The organism is Methylobacterium sp. ap11 (assembly GCF_900110515.1).
Classification (GTDB): Bacteria; Pseudomonadota; Alphaproteobacteria; order Rhizobiales; family Beijerinckiaceae; genus Methylobacterium; species Methylobacterium ajmalii.
In genome coordinates, this window is the sequence record NZ_FOEB01000009.1 from 270,054 (window position 1) to 277,154 (window position 7,101).

At 71.4% G+C, this 7,101-nt stretch carries 6 protein-coding genes, 1 tRNA gene and 1 rRNA gene; 4 read left to right on the plus strand and 4 right to left on the minus strand.

Annotation, left to right across the window (positions count from 1 at the left end):
* Window positions 1-14 precede the first annotated feature (14 nt).
* Window positions 15-2,276, minus strand: coding sequence for a phosphoenolpyruvate--protein phosphotransferase (ptsP, locus tag BMX97_RS16075; RefSeq protein WP_091752025.1), 2,262 nt, complete (start codon window positions 2,274-2,276; stop codon window positions 15-17).
* A 280-nt stretch (window positions 2,277-2,556) separates the two neighbouring features.
* Entirely contained in the window at window positions 2,557-3,792 is a 1,236-nt protein-coding gene (locus BMX97_RS16080; RefSeq protein WP_091752028.1) for an aspartate kinase, read from the minus strand.
* A gap of 257 nt (window positions 3,793-4,049) precedes the next feature.
* Between BMX97_RS16080 and ubiG the strand changes: the two genes are divergently transcribed.
* From ubiG to BMX97_RS16100, 4 genes are all read left to right on the plus strand, one after another.
* The gene (ubiG, locus tag BMX97_RS16085) at window positions 4,050-4,799 is read left to right on the plus strand and encodes a bifunctional 2-polyprenyl-6-hydroxyphenol methylase/3-demethylubiquinol 3-O-methyltransferase UbiG (protein WP_091752031.1); all 750 of its coding nucleotides are present in this window, start codon (window positions 4,050-4,052) and stop codon (window positions 4,797-4,799) included.
* 63 nt (window positions 4,800-4,862) lie between these two features.
* Window positions 4,863-5,435, plus strand: coding sequence for a YbhB/YbcL family Raf kinase inhibitor-like protein (locus BMX97_RS16090; RefSeq protein ID WP_091752033.1), 573 nt, complete (start codon window positions 4,863-4,865; stop codon window positions 5,433-5,435).
* A gap of 90 nt (window positions 5,436-5,525) precedes the next feature.
* On the plus strand, window positions 5,526-6,500 hold the full coding sequence (locus BMX97_RS16095; RefSeq protein WP_091752037.1) for an NADPH:quinone oxidoreductase family protein: 975 nt from the start codon (window positions 5,526-5,528) through the stop codon (window positions 6,498-6,500).
* A gap of 116 nt (window positions 6,501-6,616) precedes the next feature.
* On the plus strand, window positions 6,617-6,784 hold the full coding sequence (locus BMX97_RS16100) for a YqaE/Pmp3 family membrane protein (protein ID WP_064504300.1): 168 nt from the start codon (window positions 6,617-6,619) through the stop codon (window positions 6,782-6,784).
* Between the two features lie 61 nt (window positions 6,785-6,845).
* On the opposite strand, the gene BMX97_RS16105 is transcribed toward BMX97_RS16100, so the two are convergent.
* Both BMX97_RS16105 and rrf read right to left on the minus strand, forming a co-directional pair.
* Window positions 6,846-6,922: transfer RNA gene (locus BMX97_RS16105), tRNA-Met, on the minus strand.
* Window positions 6,923-6,971: 49 nt separating this feature from the next.
* A 5S ribosomal RNA gene (rrf, locus tag BMX97_RS16110) occupies window positions 6,972-7,087 on the minus strand.
* Between the last annotated feature and the right edge of the window lie 14 nt (window positions 7,088-7,101).

The following is a 7,101-nucleotide window of genomic DNA, read 5'->3' on the forward strand; positions in this document are numbered from 1 at the left end:
CGCACGTGGCCCGCTCAGATCGGGACGCCATGCTCCTCGGCGAAGGCCGCGAGCGCCGGGCGCAGGGACGCGCCATCCTTGGTCCGCGCCAGTTCCTGCTCCAGGAAGGCCGCGACGGCGCCGGCATCGATCCCCAGCACCATCGCCTTGACCGGGCCGATCGAGGCCGGGGACATCGACAGGGCGCGGAAGCCGAGGCCGATCAGCGCCATCGCCTCGAGCGGCCGCCCGCCGATCTCGCCGCAGACCGTCGCCGGGGTCCCGGCGGCGTTGGCCCGCTCGGCAATGAGCCGGAAGGCGCGCAACGCCGCGGCGCTCAGGGGATCGAAGCGGTTGGCGACCTGGCGGTTCTCGCGGTCGACCGCGAACAGGAACTGCATCAGGTCGTTGGACCCGACGGAGAGGAAGTCGGCCTCGGCCGCGATCTCATCCATCTGGAACAGCAGCGAGGGCACCTCGACCATCACGCCGAGCCGGCATTCCGACGGCAGCGGGTAGCCGTGGCGGGTGAGGTGCGCCTTCTCGCGCTCCACGATACCCCTCGCCTGGACGAACTCGTCCACGGTCGCGACCATCGGGAACATGATCTTGAGCGGGCGACCGCGCGCCGCCTTGAGCAGCGCGCGCAGCTGCATCCGCAGGAGGCCCGGCCGGTCGAGGCCGATGCGGATCGCCCGCCAGCCGAGCGCCGGGTTCTCCTCCTCCAGGGCCTTCATGTACGGCAGCACCTTGTCGCCGCCGATATCGAGGGTGCGGATCGTCACCGGCAGCTCGCCGACCGCGTCGAACACGGTCTCGTACAGGATCTGCTGCTCGGCCGCGCTCGGCATCCGCTCGGCGACCATGAACTGCAGCTCGGTGCGGAACAGCCCCACGCCCTCGGCGCCGGTCTCGTGCAGGTGCGACAGGTCGACGATGAGGCCGGCATTGAGCTGGAGCCCGACCGAGACGCCGTCGCGGGTGACCGCCGGCACGTCGCGCAGGGAGCGGTACTGCTCCTGGCGGCGGGCCCGCAGGCGCGCCTTCTCGGCGTAGGCCGCCTCGACCTCGGGCCCGGGGCGGATCTGGATCTCGCCGGTGCCGCCGTCGACGATGATGGCGTCCCCGGTCTCGACCAGCGCGGTGGCGTTGGCCACCTCGCCCACCGCCGGGATGCCCAGAGCCCGGGCCACGATGGCGATGTGGCTCGTCGGGCCGCCCTCCTCCAGCACCACGCCGCGCAAGCGGGCGCGGTCGTAGTCGAGGAGCGCAGCCGGGCCCATCGAACGCGCCACCAGGATGGCGTTCTCGGGCATCGCGTCCGGACCGATCGTCTCGCGGCCGACGAGCTGGCGCAGGAGCCGGTTGGCGAGGTCGTCGAGGTCGTGCAGGCGCTCGCGCAGGTAGGGATCGCTCTGGCGCAGCATCCGGGCGCGGTTGTCGGACTGCACCCGCTCCACCGCGGCTTCCGCCGTGAGGCCCGACAGCACCGCCTCGCGCATCCGGCGCAGCCAGCCCTGGTCGTGGGCGAACATCCTGACGGTCTCGAGCACCTCCCGGTGCTCGCCCGCCCCCGCGACGTCGCCGCGCTCGACGAGGTCGTCGATGGCCGCGCGCACCTCGGCGATGGCGGTGTCGAGGCGCGAGGCCTCGCGCTCGACGTTTTCGGCGATCAGGGTGCGCACGACGATGCGCGGCTCGTGCAGCACGACGTGGCCGAGGCCCACCCCGTCGGCGAGCGCGACGCCGCACTGGCTCAGCGCCCGGCGCGAGGCGCTGACGGTGCCGGGCGACAGCGCCTGCAGCTCGCCCGAGGCGATCATCTCCGCCAGCACCATGGCGGTGGTCTGGAGCGCCTCGATCTCCTCCTCGGAATAGACCCGGTAGGTGCGGTTCTGCACCACGAGCACGCCCAGCGTGTTGCCGGCGCGCAGGAGCGGCACGCCCAGGAAGGCGTGGTAGACCTCCTCGCCGGTCTCGGGCCGGTACGAGAAGGCGGGATGCGACTGGGCGTCGGAGAGGGAGAGCGGCTCGGCGGTGGCGGCGATCAGGCCGACCAGGCCCTCGCCGGCCCGCATGGTCGTGAGGTGCACCGCCTCGCGGTTGAGGCCCTCGGTGGCGAAGAGCTCGAGGTTGCCGTCGTCGCGCAGGACATAGACCGAGCAGACCTCCGCGACCATGTTGGACGCGATCAGGACGACGATACGGTCGAGGCGCGCCTGCGGGCCGACGGGCTCCGCCATGGCCTCGCGAAGGCGGCGCAGTAGCAGGCGCGGGCCTCCAGGCGCTGCGGGCATCGTCTCGTGTTCCACCCTCTAGCGAGCCGGACCCGGCGCGACGCAACCCGAGGGTCGGCCCGCGCGGGTCTGACGCATCGGCCCCGTCATCGCCGTATAGCGAGTCCGACGCCCGGCCGGCAAGCGTCCTTCCGGGGGAGAGGCCGGCGTTACGGCCCCGCCCGCTGGGAATCGGGCGGCGACATCCGTCCCAAGCGACGACGCCCCGCCCGCGGGATTCGCGGACGGGGCGTCGGTTCGGCGACGTGTCGCGGGCCCTGTCCCAGGGCTGCCGGACCCGTCAGGCCTTGTCGAGGCCGTAGAGGGCGTGGAGCGTGCGCACCGCCAGTTCGGTGTAGGCGGCGTCGATCAGCACCGAGAACTTGATCTCCGAGGTGGTGATCGCCCGGATGTTGATGCCCTTCTCGGCCAGCGCCCGGAACGCCTTGGCGGCGACGCCGGCATGGCTGCGCATGCCGATGCCGATCGCCGAGACCTTGACCACGTCGGTGGCGCCCTCGATCCGCTCGCACTCGACCGTGCCGGACTGCGCCTCCAGGATCGCGCGGGCGCGCTCGTAGTCGGCGGCCGGGACCGTGAAGGTCATGTCGGTGGCGGCACCATCGCTCGACACGACCTGGATGATCATGTCGACGTTGATGTTGGCGTCGGCCAGCGGGCCGAAGATGGCGGCGGCGATGCCGGGCTTGTCCTTCACCCGGCGAAGCGTGATCTGGGCCTCGTCCTTCGAGAAGGCGATGCCCGTGATGATCTGCTGTTCCACGATGTCGTCCTCGTCGCAGATGAGGGTGCCGGGGCGGGCGTCGTCGGGGTCGTCGAAGGAGGAGCGCACGGTGGTCGGCACCCGGTGCACCATGGCGAGCTCGACCGAGCGCACCTGGAGCACCTTGGCCCCCAGCGAGGCCATCTCGAGCATCTCCTCGAAGGCGACCCGCTCGAGGCGGCGAGCCTTCGGGACCACCCGGGGGTCGGTGGTGTAGACGCCGTCGACGTCGGTGTAGATGTCGCAGCGCTCGGCGCCGATCGCCGCCGCGATCGCGACCGCACTGGTGTCGGAGCCGCCGCGCCCGAGCGTGGTCAGGCGGCCGGTCTCGGGATGGATGCCCTGGAAGCCGGCGATCACCGCGACCTCGCCGCGCTGGAAGCCGGCATCGAGCCGGGCGCCGTCGATGTTCTGGATGCGGGCCGAGCCGTGCTGGTCGGAGGTCTCGATCGGGATCTGCCAGCCCTGCCAGGAGCGGGCCTTGAGGCCCATCTCGTTGAGCACGATGGCGAGCAGGCCCGACGTGACCTGCTCGCCGGAGGCGACGACCGCATCGTACTCGGACTGGGCGTAGAGGGCCGAGGCGTCCTTGCACCAGGCCACCAGCTCATTGGTCTTGCCGGACATCGCCGAGACGACGACCGCCACCTCGTAGCCGGCCCGTACCTCGCGGGCGACGTGGCGGGCGACGTTGCGGATGCGGTCGACCGTGGCGACGGAGGTGCCGCCGAATTTCATCACCAGGCGGGGCATGGGGATCCGATCGAACAAACTGCTTCGAACAAACGGCTCTTGCGAACTGCTCTCGCCGACCGCCCTCGCGACGCGTCTGCCGCAGCGCGAGATGGTGGGCGTCCGGCGGGTACAAGCGCCCCGGGCCGGTGTCAACGTCGCGGTCCCCTCGGCGGTGCATCACGGCGGTTGGCCCGGGACGACGGCTGCGCTACCTCGACGCCGAGAGACCCTTCGAGAGATCTTTTCTCTCCCGCCCACAGGAAGGCCTGGCGCCGATGAGCGAACCGACCGGACCCTCGATCGACCGCGACGAGGTCGCCCGCTTCGATCGCCTCGCCGCGACTTGGTGGGACGAGACGGGACCGATGCGGGTGCTGCACCGCTTCAACCCGGTGCGCCTCACCTATATCCGCGACACGGTCTGCCGCCATCTCGGCCGCGACCCGCTGGCCCCGAACCCGCTGGCGGGCCTCAGCCTCGTCGATGTCGGCTGCGGCGGCGGCGTCCTGTCGGAACCGCTCGCCCGGCTCGGCGCCGAGGTGACCGGCCTCGACCCGGCGGTGACCAACGTCAAGATCGCGCAAGCCCATGCCGACGAGGCCGGCGTGCCGGTGCGCTACCGGGCCGAGACGATCGAGGACGTGGTGGCGGCCGGCGAACGCTTCGACGTGGTCTGCGCCATGGAGGTGGTGGAGCACGTCACCGACATGCCGGCCTTCGTGCGCACGGCCTGCACGGCGGTGAAGCCCGGCGGCCTGCTCTTCGCCGCGACGATCAACCGGACCATGCGTTCCTTCGCGCTCGCCATCGTGGGGGCGGAATACGTCCTCGGCTGGCTGCCCAAGGGCACCCACGACTGGAACAAGTTCGTCACGCCCGACGAGCTGCAGGACGCCGTCGAGGGCGGCGGCCTGACCGTCACCGATACGACCGGTGTCGTCTTCAACCCGCTCACCAATCGCTGGAGCGCCGCCCGCGACACGGCGGTGAACTACATGATCGCGGCCGAGCGCCTGCGCGCCTGAGGGCCGCAACCCGGACCCGCCTCCCCCGGTTGTCGCCGCGACACACCGAGGAGAGACGGGTCCATGCTGGAAAAGATCCCCCACGCCCTGGGCGAGGCCCTGTCGGGCCTTCGCGCCGGCATCGAGACGACCGCCTACCACGCCAAGTTCGAGGGCGCGCCCGAGGCGATCCGGGTGACGAGCCCGGCCTTCGGCGAGGGCGCCGCGATGCCGCCGCGCTTCACGCAGGACGGCGAGAGGCTCTCGCCGCCGCTCGCCTGGAACGGGATTCCGGCGGGTACCGCCGCCCTGGTGCTACTGGTCGAGGACGCCGACAGCCCGACGCCCAAGCCGATCGTCCACGCCATCGCATGGGACCTGGAGCCGACGAGCGACGGCCTGGCCGAGGGGGCGCTGGCAAGCCCGGGCTCCGACGGCACGATCGGGGAAGTCGGCAAGAACACGTTCCTCAAGGCCGGTTACCTGCCGCCCGACCCGCCGACCGGCCACGGCCCGCACCGCTACCTGTTCCAGGTCTACGCGCTGAACCGGCGCCTCGGCCTCGAGGGGACGCCCGGCCGCGGCGCCCTCCTGGAGGCGATGCACGGGCACGTCCTCGCCAAGGGCGCCCTGACCGCGACCTATGAACGACCCTGAGGGACCGCGTGCCGGCTTGCCAGCGGCCGCGGCCTGGCCCACCTCTCGGGGCGCAAGCCGCCGGACGCGCGGCGGGGAGGATCGGTGGCGATGAAGGCACTCCTGTGCAAGGCGCTCGGCGGCCCGGACGACCTGGTGATCGAGGAGGTGCCGGATCCCGTGCCCGGGCCGGGCGAGGCCTTGGTGCGGGTGAGCGTCGCGGCGCTCAACTTCTTCGACACGCTGATCATCGCGGGCCGCTACCAGGTGAAGCCGGACCTGCCGTTCTCGCCCGGCGCCGAGGCCTGCGGGGTGATCGAGGCGGTCGGACCGGGCGCCGAGGCGTTCCGCGTCGGCGAGCGCGTCATCGTCCACCTCGGCTACGGCGCCTGCCGCGAGCGGGTGGTGGCGCCGATCTCGGGCCTGACCCGGGTGCCGGAGGGCGTGAGCGACGAGCAGGCGGCCGGTCTCTCGGTCACCTACGGCACCTCGCTGCACGCGCTGCAGGACCGGGCGAACCTGCAGCCCGGCGAGACCCTGGTGGTGCTCGGCGCCACCGGCGGCGTCGGGCTGGCGGCGGTGGAGCTCGGCCACGCGATGGGCGCTCGGGTGATCGCCTGCGCCTCCTCGGCCGAGAAGCTCGAACTCGCCAAGGCCCACGGCGCCGACCTCACCCTCGATTACGGCCGCGAATCCCTGCGCGAGGGCCTGAAGCGGCTCGGCGGCGAGGCCGGCATCGACGTCGTGTACGACCCCGTCGGCGGCGAGTATTCCGAGCCGGCGCTCCGCTCGCTCAACTGGAAGGGCCGCTTCCTCGTCGTCGGCTTCGCCGCTGGCGAAATTCCAAAGATCCCGCTCAACCTCGCCCTCCTGAAGGGGATCGATATCCAGGGCGTGTTCTGGGGCGCCTTCCTCAAGCGCGAGCCCGAGGGCCACGCCGCCAATCAGGCCCGCCTGCTGTCGCTGGTGCGCGAGGGCCGCCTTTCCGCCAAGGTGCACGGCGTCTACCCACTGGAGGAGGCCGCCAGCGCCCTCGGCATCCTGGCCCGCCGCGAGGCGATGGGGAAGGTGCTGCTGCGGCCGTGACCCCCCTCCCCTCCCGCCCGCGGCGGGAGGTTTCGGGCGCCGGCGCGGGAACAGTTCGGGCGCCCCGCCGTTCCCAGCGTGGCTTTTCGTTTTCCAAACGTCAGGACGGAGATACCGTGGGCGACATCATCCGCATCATCCTGCTCGTCGTGATCCCGCCGATCGGCGTGCTGTTCACCGTCGGGTTCGGCCTGCAGTTCATCCTGAACGTGCTGCTGACGCTGTTCGGCTACATTCCCGGCCTGATCCACGCCATCTGGGTCGTGACGCGCCGCAACTACTGAAGCGCCATCAGCCAAACGAAAAACCCCGCCGGCAATGCCGAGCGGGGTTTTTCGTGTGGTTTGGTTGCGGGGACAGGATTTGAACCTGTGACCTTCAGGTTATGAGCCTGACGAGCTACCGGGCTGCTCCACCCCGCGCCAAGGCGCGATCCGGATCGTGTCGAGGGAAGGTGTACGTGCTTGGCAGGTCTGGCGGTGACCGACTCTCCCGTGTCTTGAGACACAGTACCATGGGCGCTGGGGCGGTTAACGGCCGAGTTCGAGATGGGATCGGGTTCTGATCACCCCGCTCTGACCACCAGACCGGCCAAGCACGT